The organism is Pelomonas dachongensis, assembly GCF_043555865.1.
In the GTDB taxonomy this organism is placed as follows: domain Bacteria; phylum Pseudomonadota; class Gammaproteobacteria; order Burkholderiales; family Burkholderiaceae_C; genus Pelomonas; species Pelomonas dachongensis.
Genome location: NZ_JBIGHY010000004.1, coordinates 170,542 through 188,716, shown reverse-complemented (window position 1 = coordinate 188,716; position 18,175 = coordinate 170,542). Strand labels below are relative to the sequence as shown.

Below are 18,175 nucleotides of genomic sequence, written 5' to 3'. Positions count from 1 at the left end.
GGCCCCAGCTCAGCGGGAGGCCGCGGCGGCCGGCGCGGGCGCTGCAGCCGTCTGGCGGGGCGGCACGTAGCGCTTGACCTTCTGACCCGGATTCAGTACGTGCACGCCGGCGACGACCACCTCCTGGCCCGGGCTCAATCCGCTGGCGACGACCACCTCGTTGCCCTGCGCGCCGCCGATCTGCACCGGCACCGGCTTCACCGTCATGGACGGGCCGTCCAGCACCCAGACCGAGGTCTTGCCGCCCTGCTCCAGCACGGCCGCCAGCGGCAGCTTCACGACGCCCTGGGTTTGCGGCAGGTCCAGCACCACGGTGGCGCTCTGGCCCAGCTGCACGTCCAGCTTGCCGGCATCGGCCTTGATGAGGAAGGTGCGCGTCACGGGGTCGGCGGCAGCCGCCACCTCGCGCAGCTTCAAAGGTGCCGTCTCGGTGCTGCCCCACAGGCGCATCTTCAGCGCGCCGGGCTGCGCGGCGGCGGCGCGCACGCGGGCGACCTGGTCCTCAGGCACCGAAAACACAATGTCGCGCGGACCTTGCAGTGCCACGGTCACGACCGGCGTGCCGGCAGCCAACACCTGCCCAGGCTCGGCATTGATGCCGGTCACGACGCCGGCGCCGTCGGCCACCAACTGCGCGTAACCGGCCTGGTTGCCCTGCACATCGGCCTGCGCCTTTGCCTGATCCAGCTGGGCCTGGGCGGCCTTGAAGGCCGAATCGCGCCGCTCCAGCTCGGCCGTGCTGATGAAGCCCTGGCGCTGCAGGTCGACGAAACGCTTGTAGTCGGCGCCCATCTGGTCGCGGTTGGTGCGCGCCGCAGCGACGCCGGCGGCGGCGGCAGCCTGCGCCAGCTTCAGGTCTTCGCCGTCAATGCGCGCCAGCACCTGCCCCGCCTTGACCGTGTCTCCCAGGTTCACCGCCCGCGTCAGCAGCTTGCCGGGCACGCGGAAGGACAGCCGTGATTCGACCCGCGCCCGCACCTCGGCCGCATACTCGAGGCTGGTGGAGGCCGCACCCGTGCTGACCACCTGCGTGCGCACCGCACGTTCGGGCTCAGGGGCGGCAGCCCGCTTGCCGCAACCCACCAACAGGGTCGACAAAAGGACAGCCGCCAGCAACGGCGGTGCGACACGCGAGACTTGGGGCATGCAGACCTCAGCAAAAGACGCCGGCATCAGGATTTAATGACCGGCGGGTCAATAATGTATTCAGCCGCTGTGACAACTGTCAAACCTCGTTGCCACACCGGGGCTTTGCAAGTGCATGAGGGTGTATTGAGCGTCGACCACTACGAGAACTTTCCCGTTGCCTCCTGGCTGTGCCCGCCCGCGCTGCGTCCCGCCGTCGTCGCGCTGTACCACTTCGCGCGCACTGCCGACGACTTGGCTGACGAGGGCGACGTCACCACCGCCGAACGCGCGCAGGCGCTTCGCGACTACCGCGCAGACCTGGCCGCCGTCGTCGCCGGCCAGCCGCCCTCTGCGCGCTGGGCACGGGTCTTCGCGCCGCTGGCGCGCGAGATACATCGTCTGCGGCCGCCGCTGCTGCACGACCTGCTGGACGCCTTCGAGCAGGACCTCACCCCACCGCGCTACGGTGACCGCGACCATCTGCTGGACTACTGCCGCCGCTCCGCCAACCCGGTGGGCCGGCTGCTGCTGGAGCTGTACGGCGTGAGCGACGCACTCTCGCTGCGGCGCTCGGACGCCATCTGCTCGGCGCTGCAACTCATCAACTTCTGGCAGGACTTCACCCGCGACGGGCCCAACGGCCGGCTGTACGTGCCGCAGGTCGACCTAGACCGCCACCGCGTGTCGGCAGCGGACGTGCTGGCCTGCCGCGACAGCCCCGCCGCACGCGCGCTGGTCGCCGACCTGTGCGGCTGGGCTCGCACGCTGATGCTTGAGGGCGCGCCCCTCGCGCTGACGCTGCCCGGCCGCGCCGGGTGGGAGCTGCGCCTCGTCGTGCAGGGTGGGCTGACCATCCTCGACAAGATCGAGGCCAGCGGGCACGACAGCCTGCTGCACCGACCCTCGGTCGGGGCGGGAGACTTCCCGCGCCTGGCCTGGCGCGCGTTGACAATGCGGCCCGCACCATGACCCCAGAGCAATACGTCCAGCAAAAGGCCGCCGCCAGCGGCTCCAGCTTCTACTACGCCTTCCTGTTCCTGCCGCCAGCGCGGCGCGCGGCCATCACGGCGTTCTACGCGTTCTGCCGCGAGGTGGACGACGTCGTCGACGAGACCCAGGACGCCGGCGTCGCCGCGACCAAGCTTGCCTGGTGGCGCAAGGAGGCCGCCAGCGCCTTCGCCGGCCAGCCCACGCACCCGGTCATGAAGGCGTTGATGGCGCACACCGCCACTTACGACATCCGGCTGGAGCACCTGAACGCCGTCATCGAAGGCTGCGAAATGGACCTGCAGCAGACGCGCTACCTGGACTACGCCGGTCTGCAGCGTTACTGCCATCTGGTGGCCGGCGTGGTGGGTGAAGTGGCCAGCAGCATCTTCGGCCGCACGCAGCCGCAGACCATCGAGTACGCCCACAAGCTGGGCCAGGCCATGCAGCTGACCAACATCATCCGCGACGTCGGCGACGACGCGCGACGCGGCCGCATCTACCTGCCGGTCAACGAGCTACAGCAGTTCGGTGTGAAGGCCAGCGAGATCCTGCTGCGCAGCAAGCCCTGGGGCTACAGCGAGCGCTTCACGGCGTTGATGAAGTTCCAGGCCGAGCGTGCGCACCAGCTGTACGACGAGGCATTGGCCCTGCTACCCGAGGCCGACCGCCTGCCGCAGAAGCCCGGGCTGATGATGGCCAACATCTACCGCGCGCTGCTGGTGGAGATCGAGCGCGAGGATTTCCAGGTGCTGCACCAGCGCATCGCGCTGACGCCGGTCCGCAAGCTGTGGATCGCGATGAAGACCAACTGGCGCGGCCGGTGAAGGCCGCCGTCGTCGGCGCGGGCTGGGCCGGCATCGCGGCGGCCGTGGCGCTGGCCGATGCGGGCCATGACGTCACCGTCTTCGAGATGGCACCGCAGCCCGGCGGCCGGGCCCGCAGCGTCGCCGGCACGCCGGACTACGACAACGGCCAGCACATCCTCATCGGCGCCTACCGCGACAGCCTGGCGCTGATGCGCCGTCTGGGCGTCGATCCCGAGCGGGTGCTGAAACGCTTGCCGCTGGCCATGCCCTACCCTGGCGAGCCCGGTCTGCGCCTGCCGCCGGGTCCGCCGTTGATCGCGTTCACGCGCGGCGTGCTGGCCCACCGCGGCTGGCCGCTCTCGGCCCGACTCGGACTGTTGATCGCCGCAGGCGGCTGGCTGGTGAGCGGTTTTCGCTGTGACGCAAAACTCACCGTGGCCCAGTTGTGCGCCGGGCTGCCCGCCGCCGTACTGCGCGACCTCGTCGAGCCGCTGTGCGTGGCCGCGCTGAACACACCGGCAGCGCAGGCCAGCGCCCAGGTCTTTCTGCGCGTGCTGAAGGACGCGTTGTTCAGCGGCCCTGGCAGCGCCGACCTGCTGCTGCCGCGCCGGCCGCTGTCCGAACTGCTGGCCAAACCGGCCGCGGCCTGGCTCGGCGACCGGCTGCGACTGGGCCGCCGGGTGCAGCTCATCGAACCGGGCTGGCGCGTGGACGGCGAGGCCTTCGATGCCGTCGTGCTCGCCTGCAGCAGCGTTGAGGCCGCACGCTTGACGGCCAGCATTGCCACGGCCTGGTCGGCGAGCGCGCAAGGCCTGGGCTTCGAGCCCATCATCACCGTCTACCTGCACAGCCCCGGCAGCGCGCTGCCCGAGGCCATGCTGGCGCTGCGCGACGGGCCGGATGCGCCTGCGCAATTTGTGTTCGACCACGGCCAGCTCGGCGGCCCACCCGGCCGCTACGCCTTCGTCGTCAGCGGCGCTGCGCCGTGGGTGGCGCGAGGGGGTTGCGACGAGGCGGTGCTGGCCCAGGCGATACGCGAGTTGCGCTGGGCCACACCGCCGGTCATCGACCGCATGCTGACAGAGAAGCGTGCCACCTTTGCGTGCACGCCTGCGCTCGTCCGCCCGAGCGCCCGCATCGCGCCGGGCCTGTGGGCCGCCGGGGACTATGTCGACGGCCCCTACCCCGCCACGCTGGAAGGCGCCGTGCGTGCCGGCATGGCTGCCGCTCAGGGCGCGGGGGCTGACGCTGCAGGCTGAGACGCGGCCGAGGTGGCGACAGGCGATGCAACAGGCGCGAAAGGAGCCGCCAGCGGCTCGCCGACGAACACGCCCTGCGCCGGCCACGCCACGCTGTGCCAGTAGGCCTCCAGCGCGCTGACGCCCTGCGCGTAGGACTGGATCAGCACCTGGGGATGCGGGAATTTCTGGACGTGGTTGCAGGGCTCGCTGACGGTGCCGTAGCTGGCCGTCGCGCCGGCATCGATCCAGTCGAGGATGTTCATCTGGCCTTCGCCAACCGGCTTGTCCAACAGGCCGCCGAACGAGGTCAGGTGGTCGGCCAGCGCTCCAGGCAGCCATTCGCCACCCAGCGGCGTCGGCACGCGCGACAGGCCGGTCTGGTAGATCAGCGTACGCCGCATGGGCGGCAGCGTGTCGCTGCGAACGCGCTGCACCACCAGCGCCACCACACCGGGCACCGGCCCGGCGGGCGGGAACAGCCGCTCGCGCACGTTGCGGTTGCGATCTGCCGTGGCTGCCAGGTAGGCCTGCGCCGGCTCCGCTGAACCGCCTGCCAGGCGGTGGTCGGAGGCGATGCCGCGCTCGATCATCGCCTTCGCCGCCGGCACCGAACGGGCCGCCAGCTGCATGGCGGGGCGCAAACCCAGCACGATCCACGGCCGCGCGCCAAAGTAGTGGGCGTAGGGACTCAGCCGCGTCGCGGCGCAGCTGCGGCTGCAGACGTCGGGCTGCAGGCCCATGCCGAGAGCACTGGTCAGCGAATTACAGTCGACCGCGTACGGTTGCACCCATGCCAGCGCCATGCCATTGACGTGCTCGGGCATCTGGCTTCGGATCTGCTGATCCAGCGCCAAAAACTCCTCCCGCGTCAGGCTGCTGCGCAGCGGCAACTGCACGCGCACGATCTGGCCGGCGGGAATGCCACGCCGGACGGCGTAGTACTCGCCCACCGCGACCGAATACGGATCGGCCGTGTTGATGACCAGGCCGAGTTCATGGGCCGTGATGCGACCGTACAGCGTGGGCATGCGCATCCACCGAGCGTCGGCCGACGACAGGGGCTCGGCCGCCGTCGCGGCCAGCGTCCACGCCAAGAACACGCCGGCCAGCGCCTGCCACTTCCTGAACACCGCTTTCGCCATACAAAACACGCCCAATCTCCCCCACAATGCCGCCCATGAAATCCAAAGAGGCGCAAACCCCGGCGATCCAGGTGCTGGAACGCATGTTTTCGCTGCTGGACGTGCTGGCCAGCCACCAGGACCCGGTGTCTCTGAAGGCCTTATCCGAAGCCACCGGCCTGCATCCGTCGACGGCGCACCGCATTCTGAACGACCTGACCCTGGGTCGTTTCGTGGACCGGCCCGAGGCTGGCAGCTACCGACTGGGCATGCGGATGCTGGAGCTGGGCAACCTCGTGAAAGCGCGGCTGGACGTGCGCGATGCCGCGCTGCCCGCCATGCGCGAGTTGCACAAATTCACCCACCAACCGGTCAACCTGTCGGTGCGCCAGGGCGACGAGATCGTCTACATCGAGCGCACCTACTCCGAGCGCTCGGGTATGCAGGTCGTTCGCGCCGTCGGCGGCCGGGCACCGCTGCACCTGACATCTGTGGGCAAGCTGTTCCTGGCCAGCGACGACAGTCCGCGCGTGCGCGCCTATGCGACGCGCACCGGACTGTCGGGCCACACTCGCAACAGCCTGACCGAAGTCGGCGCCCTGGAGCGCGAACTGGCGACCGTGCGCCAGCGCGGCATCGCCCGCGACGACGAGGAGTTGGAGCTGGGCGTGCGCTGCATGGCCGCCGGCATCTACGACGACCAGGCCAAGCTGGTGGCCGGCCTGTCCATCTCCGCACCGGCCGACCGCCTGGAGGAAGGCTGGGTCGTGCGGCTGAAGGAAACGGCGGCACAGATCTCGGCGGCGCTGGGCCACCGCGTCTGAGGCGGTCCACCAAGCAAAAGCGGCACCGAGGTGCCGCTTTTGCTTGGGAAGAAACGCTCAGAGCTTGGCCGACACGGCCTGCTCGGCCACGCCGGGCAGCGAGGCCAGCCACTTGCGCATGCGTTCGGCATCGGCGATCCGCGAGGTCTTGCCGCTGGAGTCCAGGAACACCATGATGAGCTGACGGCCGGCCATGCGGGCCTGCATCACTACACACTTGCCGGCCTCGTTGATGAAGCCGGTCTTCTGGAGGCCGATGTCCCACAGCGGATTGGCCAGCAGACCATTGGTGGAGCGGAACTGAACGGTGCGCTTGCCCAAAGCGACGCGGGCCTCACGCGACGTGGACAAATCGCGCAGGATGGGCACCTGGCTGGTGACGTTGACGAGCTTGGCAAGGTCGGCCGCGCTGCTCTGGTTGCGGCTGGACAGTCCGGTGGGCTCGACGTAGTGCGTATCGGCCATGCCCAGGCTCTGGGCCTTGGCATTCATGGCGGCGACGAAGGCATTCAGGCCGCCCGGATAGTGGCGGCCCAGCGCATGGGCCGCGCGGTTCTCGCTGGACATCAGCGCCAGATGCAGCATTTCGCCGCGCGTCAGCGTGGTGCCAAACGCCAGGCGAGATCCGGTGTTCTTCTCAGTGTCCCTGTCCTCGTCGGTGACCGTCAGCTTCTCGTCCATCGGCAGGCCCGACTCGACAACGACCAGCGCCGTCATCAACTTGGTGATGGAAGCGATGGGCAGCACGGCTTGCGGATTCTTGGAGAACAGCACCTCGTTGGTGTTCTGGTCCAGCACGTAGGCCACGCTGGACCGCAACTCCAGCGGATCGTCCACATCGTGCAAGCCGGCGACCTGGCCGAACGTGGGAACGGCGCGCACGACCGGGGCCGCCGTCTTGCGCACGACCACGGATTTGACCTTGCGGGTGGGCGTGGCCTTGGCCTTGGCCGTTTTGACGACCCGCGTCGACTTGCCTGTCGTGGCGGCTTGGGCAGTACTCAGGGCGGGCAGCAGGGCCAGGCTCAGGAGGGCGGCGGCAAGTGATGTCTTCAACGGAGTCCCCAAACAGCAGGTCGGCAGTGTAATTGACAGCAAAAACACTGACAAGATAAGAACTTAAGTGACATTCCTCAAGTGAACTCTTGTCCCTGATTGGAGGGAGGTCCACCGTCGGTCGGCACCTTTCAATCGCGTTGCAGCGGGCTCAGAACGCCTGCAAGTAGGCCTGCGCTGACAGCGAAGCGGAATCGGGATCAGCCCGCACCGCCAGCCGGACCCTGCACGCTTCTCAACAGCGCCCGCCACGGATTCTGAGGGCGGTACCGGGCGCCGCAAGCACAAGTACAGGGGCAAATACGCGCCACATTCCACGCCAACCGTGGACCGTTTACCGGCGGGCGGCGGCGCTGCGTAACCGCCGTGATGGGGTTCACGGCCGTTACCCTCCGACGCCTATCCCTGGGCCGCCACGCGCTCGATCTTGCTCTGCAGCTTGTTCAGCGCCGACAGGTAGGCCTTGGCAGACGCGACGACGATGTCGGGGTCGGCGCCCACGCCGTTGACCACGCGGCCGGCGTGCTGCAGCCGCACCGTCACCTCGCCCTGCGACTCGGTACTGCCGCCGGTGATGGCATTGACGGAGTACAGCAGCATCTCGGCGCCCGACGTGACGACCGACTCGATGGCACGCAGCGTGGCGTCCACCGGGCCGTTGCCGTCGCTCTCGGCGCGGTGCTCCTGCGGGCCCATCGCAAACACGATCGCCGCGTGCGGGCGCTCCCCGGTCTCGCTGCGCTGGCTCAGGGAAAGCAGGCGGAAGTGCTCCTGCTCGGCGGTCACCGACTCGTCCATGACGAGGGCGATGATGTCCTCGTCGAAAATTTCGTTCTTGCGGTCGGCCAGGTCCTTGAAGCGCACGAAGGCCGCGTTGACCTCGGCCTCGCTTTCCAGCTGGATGCCCAGCTCCTGCAGCCGCTGCTTGAACGCGTTGCGGCCGGACAGCTTGCCCAGCACGATCTTGTTGGCGGCCCAGCCGACGTCCTCGGCACGCATGATTTCGTAGGTGTCGCGCGCCTTCAGCACGCCGTCCTGGTGGATGCCGCTGGCGTGGGCAAAGGCATTCGCGCCGACGACGGCCTTGTTGGGCTGCACGACGAAGCCGGTGGTCTGCGACACCAGCTTGGAGGCCGGCACGATCTGCGAAGTGTCGATGCCCACGTCCAGACCGAAGTAGTCGCGCCGCGTGCGCACGGCCATGACGACCTCTTCCAGCGAGCAGTTGCCGGCACGCTCGCCCAGGCCGTTGATCGTGCACTCGATCTGGCGCGCGCCGCCCAACTTCACGCCGGCCAGCGAGTTGGCGACGGCCATGCCCAGGTCGTTGTGGCAGTGCACGCTCCAGATCGCCTGGTCGCTGTTGGGCACCTTCTCGCGCAGGCGGCGGATGAAGTCGCCGTACAGCTCTGGGATGCCGTAGCCCACCGTGTCGGGAATGTTGATCGTGCCGGCGCCTTCCTTGATGACGCTCTCGCAGACACGCGCGAGGAAGTCGATGTCGGAGCGGTAGCCGTCCTCGGGCGAGAACTCGATGTCGCCGCACAGGTTGCGCGCAAAGCGCACGGCCAGCGTCGCCTGGTCCAGCACCTGCTCGCGCGTCATGCGCAGCTTCTTCTCCATGTGGAGTTCGCTGGTGGCGATGAAGGTGTGGATGCGCGCCCGGCTGGCGCCAGCCAGCGCCTCGGCGGCGCGCGAGATGTCACGGTCATTGGCGCGGGCCAGCGAGCAGATCGTGCTGTCCTTGACCGCCGCCGCAATGGCCTTCACGGCCTCGAAGTCGCCGTTGCTGGACGCCGCGAAGCCCGCCTCGATGACGTCGACCTTCATGCGTTCCAGCTGGCGGGCGATGCGCAGCTTTTCCTCACGCGTCATGGACGCACCGGGCGATTGCTCGCCGTCGCGCAGCGTAGTGTCGAAGATGATGAGCTTATCGGTCATCGCACGTTCTCCTCTTTCGTTTGCGGCACCGACACCGGCGCACGCGACAGGCCGGACAGGATGGCCTGCATGGACGCACGCACGATGCTGCCATCAATGCCCACGCCGTGGCGCGTCACGTCGCCCACGCGAATCTCCAGGTAGGCCACGGCCCGGGCATCGGCGCCGCTGCCGATGGCATGTTCGTGGTAGTCCAGCACCCGCACCTCCTGCCCCAGCCGCGCCGACAGCGCATTGACGAATGCGTCGATGGGACCGTTGCCCTCGCCCTGCACATGGCCCATCCATCCGCCCAACACGATCTCGGCGGACAGGCGCATGGCGCCGCCAGCCACCTCTGTCATCTGCGGCTGCACGACGGACGCGGCGGCATCGCCGATGCCGTACTCGCGCTCGAAGATGGCGTGGATGTCCGCGGCCGTCAGTTCCTTGCCCGCGTCATCCATGACGCGCTGCACGACCTGGCTGAACTCGATCTGCAGGCGGCGCGGCAGTTCCAGCCCGTACTCGGCTTCGAGCAGGTAGGCGATGCCGCCCTTGCCCGACTGGCTGTTCACCCGAATGACCGCGTCGTAGCTGCGGCCCAGGTCCTTGGGGTCCACCGGCAGGTAGGGCATGTCCCAGAGGTCGCCGTCCTTGCGCGCCGAGAAGGCTTTCTTGATCGCGTCCTGGTGCGATCCGGAGAAGGAGGTGTACACGAGATCGCCCACGTACGGATGGCGCGGGTGGACCGGGATCTGCGTGCAGTGCTCAACGCAGCGGCGCACCTCGTCGATGTCCGAGAAGTCCAGCTGCGGGTCCACACCCTGGGTGTAGAGATTCAGTGCGATGTTGACGAGGTCGACGTTGCCGGTGCGCTCGCCATTGCCGAACAGGCAGCCCTCGACGCGGTCAGCGCCGGCCATCAGCGCCAACTCGCCGGCAGCCGTGCCGGTGCCGCGGTCGTTGTGCGGATGGACCGACAACACGATGGATTCGCGGCGTTCGAGATGGCGGTGCATCCACTCGATCATGTCCGCATAGATGTTGGGCGTGCTGTGCTCGACGGTGGACGGCAGGTTGATGATGCACTTGCGATCCGGCGTCGGCGCCCACACGGCCGTGACCGCATCGACGACGCGCTTGCTGAACGCCAGCTCGGTGCCGGAGAACATTTCGGGCGAGTACTCAAAGCGCCAGTCGGTGTCGGGGCGCGTCGCGGCCAGCGCCTTGATCTGGCGGGCGTGCGACGCGGCCAGCTCGACGATGCCGTCCTCGTCCTGACCCAGCACCACGCGGCGCATGATGGGCGCGACGGCGTTGTAGACGTGGACGATGACGCGCTTGGCGCCATCCAGCGACTCGAAGGTGCGCTCGATGAGGTGGCTGCGCGCCTGCGTCAACACCTGGATGGTCACGTCGTCGGGAATGTGGCCCCCGTCGATGAGCAGGCGGATGAAATCGAACTCGGTCTGCGACGCGGACGGGAAGCCGACCTCGATTTCCTTGAAGCCGATCTTCACGAGCTGCTGGAACATGCGCAGCTTGCGGGCGATGTCCATGGGCTCGATGAGCGCCTGGTTGCCGTCACGCAGGTCGGTGCTCAGCCAGATCGGCGCGCGGGTCAGCACGGCATCGGGCCAGGTGCGGTCCGGCAGCGTGACAGGAGCGAAGGGGCGGTACTTGAGCTGCGGTTGCTTCAACATGGTGCTTGTTCCATCCGGAGTGGGTGGGGCGCAACCGGCAGCCTTGGAAAACACGAACGGCCCGCTGCGGTTGCAAACGGGCCGTTGGGGTCAGAAGTGCGAAGGCGTGACTGACTAGCGAACCCGTGGTTCCTCTAGGGCTAGTAGCAGCAGGCCGATCGCGAAATTCATAGGCTGGAATCTAGCACAGCCTGCTACTGATGCAAGCCGCGCTCATCGGGCTCGTCGGTGCTGGTGGAGATCACGCTGACCGGCTTGCCCTTGGCCTTGCGCCAGCCATAGATGGCGTAGCCCGACAGCCCGTAGACGCAGAAAACACCGAACAACACGCGCGGCGGGTCCAGCGCGGCCAGCCCGATGCCCAGCATGATGATCACCAGCACGATGAAGGGCACGGAGCGGCGGCGGTCAAAGACTTTGAAGCTGTAGAAGGGCGCATTCGTCACCATCGAAAGCCCGGCGAACAGCGTCACGCCATAGGCCACCCAGGTGATCCAGTTGCTGGCGGTCAGACCGTTATACCCCGGCTGGTCGACCACGGCCCAGATCAGCCCCATGACCAGCGCCGCCGCAGCAGGGCTGGGCAGCCCTTGGAAGAAGCGCTTGTCAACCACGCCGATGTTGACGTTGAAGCGCGCCAGCCGCAGCGCGGCACCAGCGATGTAAACGAAGGCCGGGATCCAGCCAGGCTTGCCCATGTCCTTCAGCGCCCACATGTAGACGATCAGGGCCGGCGCGGCGCCGAACGCCACCATGTCGGACAAGCTGTCCATCTGCTCGCCGAACGCGGATTGCGTGTTTGTCATGCGGGCGACGCGCCCGTCCAGGCTGTCGAGGATGGCGGCGGCGAAGATGGCCACGCAGGCCACCTCGAAACGGCCGTTCATCGCCATCACGATGGCATAGAAGGCGCTGAACAGCGCGCCCAGCGTGATCGCGTTGGGCAGGGCGTAGATGCCCTTGCGGCGGGGACGCACAACGATGCTGGGCTCGTCGTCGTCGATAGGGTCGGGATTCATGGGCGGCAGGATAGCGCAGGGGCCTGCTGACAAAGCCGGGCCGGAGCCAAAACTAGCATTCGCCGCTCCAGTGAAAGACTCCCATGCTGCACGACCTCGCCCCCGCGCCCCCCACCGACTTCGACTTCATCATCGGCGACTGGCGCGTGCTGCACGAACGACTGGACTCCCGCCTGACCGGCTGCACCGAGTGGACGCGCTTCGAGGGCCTCACGACGACGCGCAAGATCCTCGGCGGCTGGGGAAACGTCGAAGACAACGTGCTCCACCTGCCGAGCGGACCCTACCGCGCAGCGGCGATGCGCTCGTTCGACAAGGACACGGGCCAATGGGCCATCTGGTGGCTGGACGGGCGCGCGCCGCACACGCTGGACGTACCGGTGCGAGGCAGCTTCGAGCACGGCGTGGGCCATTTCTACGCGGACGACCAACTGGACGGCCGCCCCTTTCGCGTGCGCTTTACCTGGCTCATCGGGGCCGACGGCCATCCACGTTGGGAGCAGGCCTTCTCGCCGGACGCGGGCGTGACATGGGAGGCGAACTGGCGCATGCAGTTCTTGCGCATCGACGCCTGAAATCAGGATAGGCGTCAGCCGTTGTCAGCTGGGCCCCTCCCACACCACCCGGCATTCGGGTCCGCAACGGGCGGTTCGAGAGCTTGAGGTCATGAGAGCCGGGGCACGCCGAGCCGGTCGAAGTAGCCGATGGTCAGTACGGTCTTGAGCAGGCCATTGCTGATTCTCCACCAGCTCCGGCTGTTGCCAGCTATCGGCCGGTACGTCCCCGCCAGCAGCTCTTGGCGGATCTGCGGCCGCGTCGTTTGCAGCAGACGTTGCGTTTGCTCGATGTCAAGCCCGTCCACGCCCGCCGCGCCCTTGTTTGCCTTGCCCCGCTTCCAGGCCACTTGCAGGTTCTCGCGCGTCAGCGCCGCCTCCAGCAGGGCACCTGTCCCCGCCGTCGACCTCGCCGACCCTGTGCCCTGGTGCTCCCGGGAAGGGCCGCAGGCTTCGTCGCTGACAGGCTGACGCGCGGCTTCACCGCGCGCGCTTCCCCGGCCCGCCCGCATTGCTCCGGCGTCTGACGCATGGCCTTTGACATTCCCAGGCCTTCGGTCACTTGCTCTCGCTCTCGGTCCTCCGCTTCTCGCTGATGGCCTCGGCGCCCCCGCTACCCAGCTACTACGACCTCTGCTGCCACCTCGCTCCGGCAGCGCCGTCGCCCTTTCAGGCGTGAGGCGAGGCTTCCTCAGGTAAGACACGCACTCCTTCACTGCGCAACCGCCGGATTTACACCGCTTCGCCTTGATCACGAGAGCTTCGCGGTTACGTGCCCGCTCGCCCTGCTTGGCAGTGCCTTCTATCCGGTTCTTGTTCATCGGCTCGCAGCTTCGCTCCACGCTTCCTTCCCACACTCGGTCGCCCTCATGCAGTTGCGCTTCGCTTCGTTCGCTGTGATCAACTCACGACGGGACTTTCACCCGAGAGAGTGCGCTCATGCTGAGCGCACATGAAAAAGGCCGGCACCTCCCGGCGCCGGCCTTCCATCGCAGGGGCGATGATCAGTTCTTGGACTTGTCGACCAGCTTGTTGGCCTTGATCCAGGGCATCATTTCGCGCAGCTTCTCGCCGACCACTTCGATGGGGTGCTCGGCGTTCAGGCGACGGCGGCTGATCAGCGTCGGGGCGCCGGCCTTGTTCTCCAGGATGAAGGACTTGGCGTACTCGCCGGTCTGGATGTCCTTCAGGCACTGGCGCATCGCGTTCTTGGTGTCTTCCGTCACCACGCGCGGGCCCGTCACGTACTCGCCGTACTCGGCGTTGTTCGAGATCGAGTAGTTCATGTTCGCGATGCCGCCTTCGTAGATCAGGTCCACGATGAGCTTCAGTTCGTGCAGGCACTCGAAGTACGCCATCTCGGGCGCGTAGCCCGCTTCGGTCAGCGTCTCGAAGCCGGCCTTGATCAGCTCGACGGCGCCGCCGCACAGCACGGCTTGCTCGCCGAACAGATCGGTCTCGGTCTCTTCGCGGAAGTTGGTCTCGATGATGCCGGCCTTGCCGCCGCCATTGGCAGCGGCGTAGCTCAGGGCCAGGTCACGGGCCTTGCCGGACTTGTCCTGGTAGACGGCGATCAGGTGAGGCACGCCGCCACCCTGGCGGTAGGTGCCGCGGACCGTGTGGCCGGGGGCCTTGGGGGCGACCATCCAGACGTCCAGGTCGGCGCGCGGCTGCACCTGGCCGTAGTGCACGTTGAAGCCGTGGGCAAACACCAGCGAAGCGCCCTGCTTGATGTTGGGCTCGACCTCGTTCTTGTAGACGTCGGCGATCTGCTCGTCGGGCAGCAGGATCATGACCACGTCGGCCGACTTCACGGCGTCGGCGATCTCGGCGACCTTCAGGCCAGCGCCTTCGGCCTTGGCCCAGGACGCGCCGCTCTTGCGCAGTGCGACGGTCACTTTCACGCCGCTGTCGTTCAGGTTCTGCGCGTGGGCGTGGCCTTGTGAGCCGTAGCCGATGATGGTGACGTTCTTGCCCTTGATGAGGCTGAGATCGGCGTCCTTGTCGTAGTAGACGTTCATGATGGGTCGCTCCAGGAAAAAACTGTGGGGTGTTGGGGATGAAGACGGATCAGACGCGCAGGATGCGCTCGCCGCGGCCGATGCCGCTGGCGCCGGTGCGGACGGTTTCGAGGATGGACGCGCGGTCGATCGCGTCGATGAAGGCGTCGAGCTTGCCGGCGTCGCCGGTCAGCTCGATGGTGTAGGTCTTCTCGGTCACATCGATGATGCGGCCACGGAAGATGTCGGCGGTGCGCTTGACCTCTTCGCGCTCCTTGCCGACGGCGCGCACCTTGATGAGCATCAGCTCGCGTTCGGTGTAGTTGCCCTCGGTCAGGTCCACCACCTTGACGACCTCGATGAGGCGGTTCAGGTGCTTGGTGATCTGCTCGATGATCTCGTCGCTGCCCGTCGTCACGATGGTCATGCGCGACAGCGAGGCATCCTCGGTCGGCGCGACGGTGAGGCTCTCGATGTTGTAGCCCCGGGCCGAGAACAGGCCCACCACGCGCGACAGCGCGCCGGGCTCGTTCTCGAGCAGCAATGCAATGATGTGTCTCATGGCTTTCGTCCTTCGTGCTCTTCAGCGCTGGCAGCGGTAACTGGCAGGCCTTGGCAGCGGGTTCGATTCAAAAAAGAGGGAGTGGCTGGTCGGCTGTATGCGCGGTCCACCGCCAGCCTCGACGAGGACGGCAACCCTCGCCAAAACCGCCGGCTTCACGCGCTCACAGGTCTTCCGACCCCAGCAGCATCTCCGAAATGCCCTTGCCCGCCTTGACCATGGGCCAGACGTTCTCGGTCGGATCGGTACGGATGTCGAGGAAGACCGTGCGGTCCTTGAGCCGCATCGCCTCCTTCAGCGCCGGCTCCACGTCCGAGGGCTTCTCGACCAGGATGCCCACGTGGCCGTAGGCCTCTGCGAGCTTCACGAAGTCGGGCAGCGCGTCCATGTAGCTGTGCGAGTAGCGGCCCTCGTAGTCGAGTTGCTGCCACTGGCGCACCATGCCCAGGTAGCGGTTGTTTAGCGAAACGATCTTGACCGGCGTCTTGTACTGGAAGCAGGTCGACAGCTCCTGGATGCACATCTGGATGCTGCCCTCGCCAGTGATGCAGAACACGTCCGCCTCCGGCTTGGCCAGCTTGATGCCCATCGCATAAGGCAGGCCCACGCCCATCGTGCCCAGGCCGCCAGAGTTGATCCAGCGCCGCGGCTCGTCGAACTTGTAGTACTGCGCGGCCCACATCTGGTGCTGGCCGACGTCGGACGTGATGTAGGTATCGCGCTCGCGGGTCAGCTTCCACAGCGTGTCGACCACCATCTGCGGCTTGATGACTTCGTCAGAGTTCTTGAAGACCAGGCAGTCCTTGCGGCGCCACTCGTTGATCTGGTTCCACCAACCGTTGACGGCGTTCGCGTCCGGCTTGGCCTGCAGCTCCTTCAGCTGCGCGATCAGTTCCTGCAGCACGTCCTTCACGTCACCCACGATGGGGATGTCGACGCGCACCCGCTTGGAGATCGACGACGGATCAATGTCGACGTGGATGATCTTGCGTTCGACCGAGCCAAAGTGCTTGGGGTTGCCGATGACGCGGTCGTCGAAGCGCGCGCCCACGGCCAGCAGCACGTCGCAGTGCTGCATGGTCATGTTGGCCTCGTAGGTGCCATGCATGCCCAGCATGCCCAGGAAGCGCGGGTCGGTGCCGGGCATGGCGCCCAGACCCATCAGCGTGTTCGTGCAGGGGAAGCCCAGCAGGTCGACCAGCTGGCGCAATTCGGCCGTGGCCTCACCGAGGATGACGCCGCCGCCCGTGTAGATGTAGGGCCGCTTGGCCTGCAGCAGCAGCTGCACGGCCTTGCGGATCTGGCCGCTGTGGCCCTTGCGCGCCGGGTTGTAGGACCGCATCTCGACGCGGTCGGGGTAGCTGAAGGTCGTGCGCGCCAGCGACACGTCCTTCGGAATGTCCACGACGACCGGGCCGGGACGGCCGGTGCGGGCGATGTGGAAGGCCTTCTTCAGCGTCGTCGCCAGGTCGCGTACGTCCTTCACGAGGAAGTTGTGCTTGACGATGGGGCGCGTGATGCCGACCGTATCGCACTCCTGGAACGCATCCAGACCGATGGCCGCGCTCGGCACCTGACCCGTGATGATGACCATCGGGATCGAGTCCATGTAGGCGGTCGCGATGCCGGTCACGGCATTCGTCACACCCGGGCCCGAAGTGACCAGCGCGACACCGACTTCACCGCTCGCGCGGGCGAAGCCGTCTGCTGCATGGACGGCGGCCTGCTCATGGCGAACCAGCACGTGCTGGATGCTGTTCTGCTTGTAGAGCGCGTCGTAGATGTAGAGCACCGCGCCACCGGGATAGCCCCAGAGATGACGCACCCCTTCGGCCTGCAGGCAGCGAACGAGGATCTCGGAGCCATTGAGCTCCGTCGGTGTTTGGGAGGGGGATTGCGGCTGCGCCAGGGCGGCGCGCTTCATTTCCGCGGCAGACATGTCCATTTTTAGAACCTCTGTGAATTTCTCTAACGAAAAACCATTGGTGCCCCTCTTCTCGCCCTCGTGAGGCGGATTCGGAACCTGCGCGATCAACAGATGACGCCCCTGTAGGGCGGCCACTGAGAGACCATACTTCTTGGTGCGAAGCAGCATTATGCCGGGCGAAAACGCGTCAGCCTTCGTATGAGACGAATGCCATAATCCGCGCGCCCTTTGGACCGCCGACAGAGCCTTGGCCACAGACAAAGAACTCAACGATTTCCTGCGCAGCGTGGACCGGCGTGCCTTCAAGCGCACCGCCTATGTCGTCCGTGACGACGACGCGGCGCTGGACATCGTGCAGGACGCCATGATCAAGCTGGCCGAAAACTACTTCGACCGCCCGGCGGCGGAGCTGCCGCTGTTGTTCCAGCGCATCCTGTCCAACGCGACGATGGATCACTTCCGTCGCCAGAAGACACGCAATGCGGTCATGACCAACATGTCGGACTTCGAGGGCGCGGACGCCGACGGCGACTTCGACCTGCTGGAGATCCTGGAGACACGAGACGGCGCGCTGGGCGCGTTGAGCGCGGCCGATGAGGTCGGCCGGGCTCAGATCTTGCAGCAGATCGATGCCCAGGTGCAGGAGCTGCCCGCACGTCAACGGGAAGCCTTCCTGCTGCGTTACTGGGAGGAACTGGATGTTGCCGAGACGGCTGCCGCCATGGGGTGCTCGGAGGGCAGCGTGAAAACGCATTGCTCCCGGGCAGTTCATGCATTGGCGAAGGCACTCAAGGCCAAGGGGATCACGCTATGAAGCCATCAAATTCTTTTTCGCCTGCTGATGAGCTGGAAGCACGCATGGCCCGCTTCGGCGCCCGTGTGGGCGTGGCCCTGACCGAACGCAATGCGGCCTTGCCTCACGACGTGTCCGAGCGTCTGCGGTTCGCGCGTGAGCATGCACTTGCACGCGCCGCACAGGCCCGCGCGGCTGCGACGGCGGCAGCCACCGCCGTCATCAGCCCTGCCGCGGTTCAGCTGGGCGCAACGCTCGCGCTCGGCGGTAGCGGCGGCAACGGCGGCTCGATGACGGGGCCTGCCGGCCCGAACCCCGGCGGCGCGGGCCTGTGGTCCATGCTGATGTCCGCGCTGCCGCTGCTGCTGTTGGCGGCCGGGCTGCTGCTGATGGCGATGGGTCAGGAGAACGAACAGATTGCTGCTGCGGCCGAGGTGGATACCGCCTTGCTCAGCGACAGCCTGCCCCCGGCGGCGTTCACCGACCCTGGCTTCTCCGAATTCCTGAGAGATGCGGAAGAATGACCGG

At 67.0% G+C, this 18,175-nt stretch carries 16 protein-coding genes and 1 pseudogene; 7 read left to right on the top strand and 10 right to left on the bottom strand.

Translation table 11 applies throughout. The features are described 5' to 3' along the window. Positions 1 to 9: 9 nt before the first annotated feature. Positions 10 to 1,146 (bottom strand): efflux RND transporter periplasmic adaptor subunit, encoded by a 1,137-nt coding sequence (locus ACG02S_RS12990; RefSeq protein ID WP_394470884.1) that lies wholly within the window; start codon positions 1,144 to 1,146, stop codon positions 10 to 12. 126 nt (positions 1,147 to 1,272) lie between these two features. Between ACG02S_RS12990 and hpnC the strand changes: the two genes are divergently transcribed. From hpnC to hpnE, 3 genes are read left to right on the top strand one after another with little or no spacing between them, the layout of a single operon-like run. Continuing rightward, positions 1,273 to 2,097 (top strand): squalene synthase HpnC, encoded by an 825-nt coding sequence (gene hpnC, locus ACG02S_RS12985; protein WP_394470883.1) that lies wholly within the window; start codon positions 1,273 to 1,275, stop codon positions 2,095 to 2,097. Then, positions 2,094 to 2,942 carry a presqualene diphosphate synthase HpnD gene (gene hpnD, locus ACG02S_RS12980; protein ID WP_394470882.1) on the top strand — a complete coding sequence of 283 codons (849 nt, stop codon included), beginning with the start codon at positions 2,094 to 2,096 and terminating at the stop codon, positions 2,940 to 2,942. The genes hpnC and hpnD overlap by 4 nt, the downstream gene beginning before the upstream one ends. Beyond that, on the top strand, positions 2,906 to 4,183 hold the full coding sequence (hpnE, locus tag ACG02S_RS12975; RefSeq protein WP_394470881.1) for a hydroxysqualene dehydroxylase HpnE: 1,278 nt from the start codon (positions 2,906 to 2,908) through the stop codon (positions 4,181 to 4,183). The genes hpnD and hpnE overlap by 37 nt, the downstream gene beginning before the upstream one ends. On the opposite strand, the gene ACG02S_RS12970 is transcribed toward hpnE, so the two are convergent. Further along, positions 4,153 to 5,307, bottom strand: coding sequence for a TIGR03790 family protein (locus tag ACG02S_RS12970; RefSeq protein WP_394470880.1), 1,155 nt, complete (start codon positions 5,305 to 5,307; stop codon positions 4,153 to 4,155). The two genes, hpnE and ACG02S_RS12970, sit on opposite strands and share 31 nt — an antisense overlap. Positions 5,308 to 5,342: 35 nt before the next feature. Between ACG02S_RS12970 and ACG02S_RS12965 the strand changes: the two genes are divergently transcribed. Further along, positions 5,343 to 6,110, top strand: coding sequence for an IclR family transcriptional regulator (locus ACG02S_RS12965; protein ID WP_394470879.1), 768 nt, complete (start codon positions 5,343 to 5,345; stop codon positions 6,108 to 6,110). A gap of 57 nt (positions 6,111 to 6,167) precedes the next feature. Here ACG02S_RS12965 and pbpG read toward each other — a convergent pair whose 3' ends face one another. The 4 genes from pbpG to pssA form a co-directional block, all read right to left on the bottom strand. After that, positions 6,168 to 7,166, bottom strand: a complete 999-nt coding sequence (gene pbpG, locus ACG02S_RS12960; RefSeq protein ID WP_394470878.1) for a D-alanyl-D-alanine endopeptidase — start codon at positions 7,164 to 7,166, stop codon at positions 6,168 to 6,170. Between the two features lie 399 nt (positions 7,167 to 7,565). Then, the gene (locus ACG02S_RS12955) at positions 7,566 to 9,107 is read right to left on the bottom strand and encodes a 2-isopropylmalate synthase (protein ID WP_394470877.1); all 1,542 of its coding nucleotides are present in this window, start codon (positions 9,105 to 9,107) and stop codon (positions 7,566 to 7,568) included. Beyond that, complete coding sequence (leuA, locus tag ACG02S_RS12950) at positions 9,104 to 10,792, bottom strand: 2-isopropylmalate synthase (protein ID WP_394470876.1); 1,689 nt, start codon at positions 10,790 to 10,792, stop codon at positions 9,104 to 9,106. The genes ACG02S_RS12955 and leuA overlap by 4 nt, the downstream gene beginning before the upstream one ends. Positions 10,793 to 10,986: 194 nt before the next feature. Then, complete coding sequence (gene pssA, locus ACG02S_RS12945; RefSeq protein WP_394470875.1) at positions 10,987 to 11,811, bottom strand: CDP-diacylglycerol--serine O-phosphatidyltransferase; 825 nt, start codon at positions 11,809 to 11,811, stop codon at positions 10,987 to 10,989. An 83-nt stretch (positions 11,812 to 11,894) separates the two neighbouring features. Between pssA and ACG02S_RS12940 the strand changes: the two genes are divergently transcribed. Further along, the gene (locus ACG02S_RS12940) at positions 11,895 to 12,386 is read left to right on the top strand and encodes a DUF1579 domain-containing protein (protein ID WP_394470874.1); all 492 of its coding nucleotides are present in this window, start codon (positions 11,895 to 11,897) and stop codon (positions 12,384 to 12,386) included. 194 nt (positions 12,387 to 12,580) lie between these two features. Here the strand turns inward: ACG02S_RS12940 and ACG02S_RS12935 are convergent. The 4 genes and pseudogenes from ACG02S_RS12935 to ACG02S_RS12920 all read right to left on the bottom strand — a co-directional run. Next, positions 12,581 to 12,915 (bottom strand): annotated as a pseudogene (locus ACG02S_RS12935) (group II intron reverse transcriptase/maturase); the annotation flags it as partial. 454 nt (positions 12,916 to 13,369) lie between these two features. Then, positions 13,370 to 14,386 carry a ketol-acid reductoisomerase gene (gene ilvC, locus ACG02S_RS12930; protein WP_394470873.1) on the bottom strand — a complete coding sequence of 339 codons (1,017 nt, stop codon included), beginning with the start codon at positions 14,384 to 14,386 and terminating at the stop codon, positions 13,370 to 13,372. A gap of 49 nt (positions 14,387 to 14,435) precedes the next feature. Beyond that, the gene (ilvN, locus tag ACG02S_RS12925; protein ID WP_394470872.1) at positions 14,436 to 14,927 is read right to left on the bottom strand and encodes an acetolactate synthase small subunit; all 492 of its coding nucleotides are present in this window, start codon (positions 14,925 to 14,927) and stop codon (positions 14,436 to 14,438) included. Between the two features lie 163 nt (positions 14,928 to 15,090). Next, complete coding sequence (locus ACG02S_RS12920) at positions 15,091 to 16,872, bottom strand: acetolactate synthase 3 catalytic subunit (RefSeq protein ID WP_394470871.1); 1,782 nt, start codon at positions 16,870 to 16,872, stop codon at positions 15,091 to 15,093. A gap of 229 nt (positions 16,873 to 17,101) precedes the next feature. Here ACG02S_RS12920 and ACG02S_RS12915 point away from each other — a divergent pair, with 229 nt between their 5' ends. After that, on the top strand, positions 17,102 to 17,668 hold the full coding sequence (locus ACG02S_RS12915) for an RNA polymerase sigma factor (protein WP_394470870.1): 567 nt from the start codon (positions 17,102 to 17,104) through the stop codon (positions 17,666 to 17,668). Between the two features lie 44 nt (positions 17,669 to 17,712). Continuing rightward, complete coding sequence (locus ACG02S_RS12910; RefSeq protein WP_394470869.1) at positions 17,713 to 18,171, top strand: DUF3619 family protein; 459 nt, start codon at positions 17,713 to 17,715, stop codon at positions 18,169 to 18,171. The last annotated feature ends 4 nt before the right edge of the window (positions 18,172 to 18,175 follow it).

Bases quoted from the DNA above. Each gene is read 5' to 3' on its own strand.
- ACG02S_RS12990 (WP_394470884.1), bottom strand. From the start codon at position 1,146: ATGCCCCAAGTCTCGCGTGTCGCACCGCCGTTGCTGGCGGCTGTCCTT.
- hpnD (WP_394470882.1), top strand. From the start codon at position 2,094: ATGACCCCAGAGCAATACGTCCAGCAAAAGGCCGCCGCCAGCGGCTCC.
- ACG02S_RS12970 (WP_394470880.1), bottom strand. From the start codon at position 5,307: ATGGCGAAAGCGGTGTTCAGGAAGTGGCAGGCGCTGGCCGGCGTGTTC.
- ACG02S_RS12965 (WP_394470879.1), top strand. From the start codon at position 5,343: ATGAAATCCAAAGAGGCGCAAACCCCGGCGATCCAGGTGCTGGAACGC.
- ACG02S_RS12955 (WP_394470877.1), bottom strand. From the start codon at position 9,107: ATGACCGATAAGCTCATCATCTTCGACACTACGCTGCGCGACGGCGAG.
- leuA (WP_394470876.1), bottom strand. From the start codon at position 10,792: ATGTTGAAGCAACCGCAGCTCAAGTACCGCCCCTTCGCTCCTGTCACG.
- pssA (WP_394470875.1), bottom strand. From the start codon at position 11,811: ATGAATCCCGACCCTATCGACGACGACGAGCCCAGCATCGTTGTGCGT.
- ACG02S_RS12940 (WP_394470874.1), top strand. From the start codon at position 11,895: ATGCTGCACGACCTCGCCCCCGCGCCCCCCACCGACTTCGACTTCATC.
- ilvC (WP_394470873.1), bottom strand. From the start codon at position 14,386: ATGAACGTCTACTACGACAAGGACGCCGATCTCAGCCTCATCAAGGGC.
- ilvN (WP_394470872.1), bottom strand. From the start codon at position 14,927: ATGAGACACATCATTGCATTGCTGCTCGAGAACGAGCCCGGCGCGCTG.
- ACG02S_RS12920 (WP_394470871.1), bottom strand. From the start codon at position 16,872: ATGGACATGTCTGCCGCGGAAATGAAGCGCGCCGCCCTGGCGCAGCCG.
- ACG02S_RS12910 (WP_394470869.1), top strand. From the start codon at position 17,713: ATGGCCCGCTTCGGCGCCCGTGTGGGCGTGGCCCTGACCGAACGCAAT.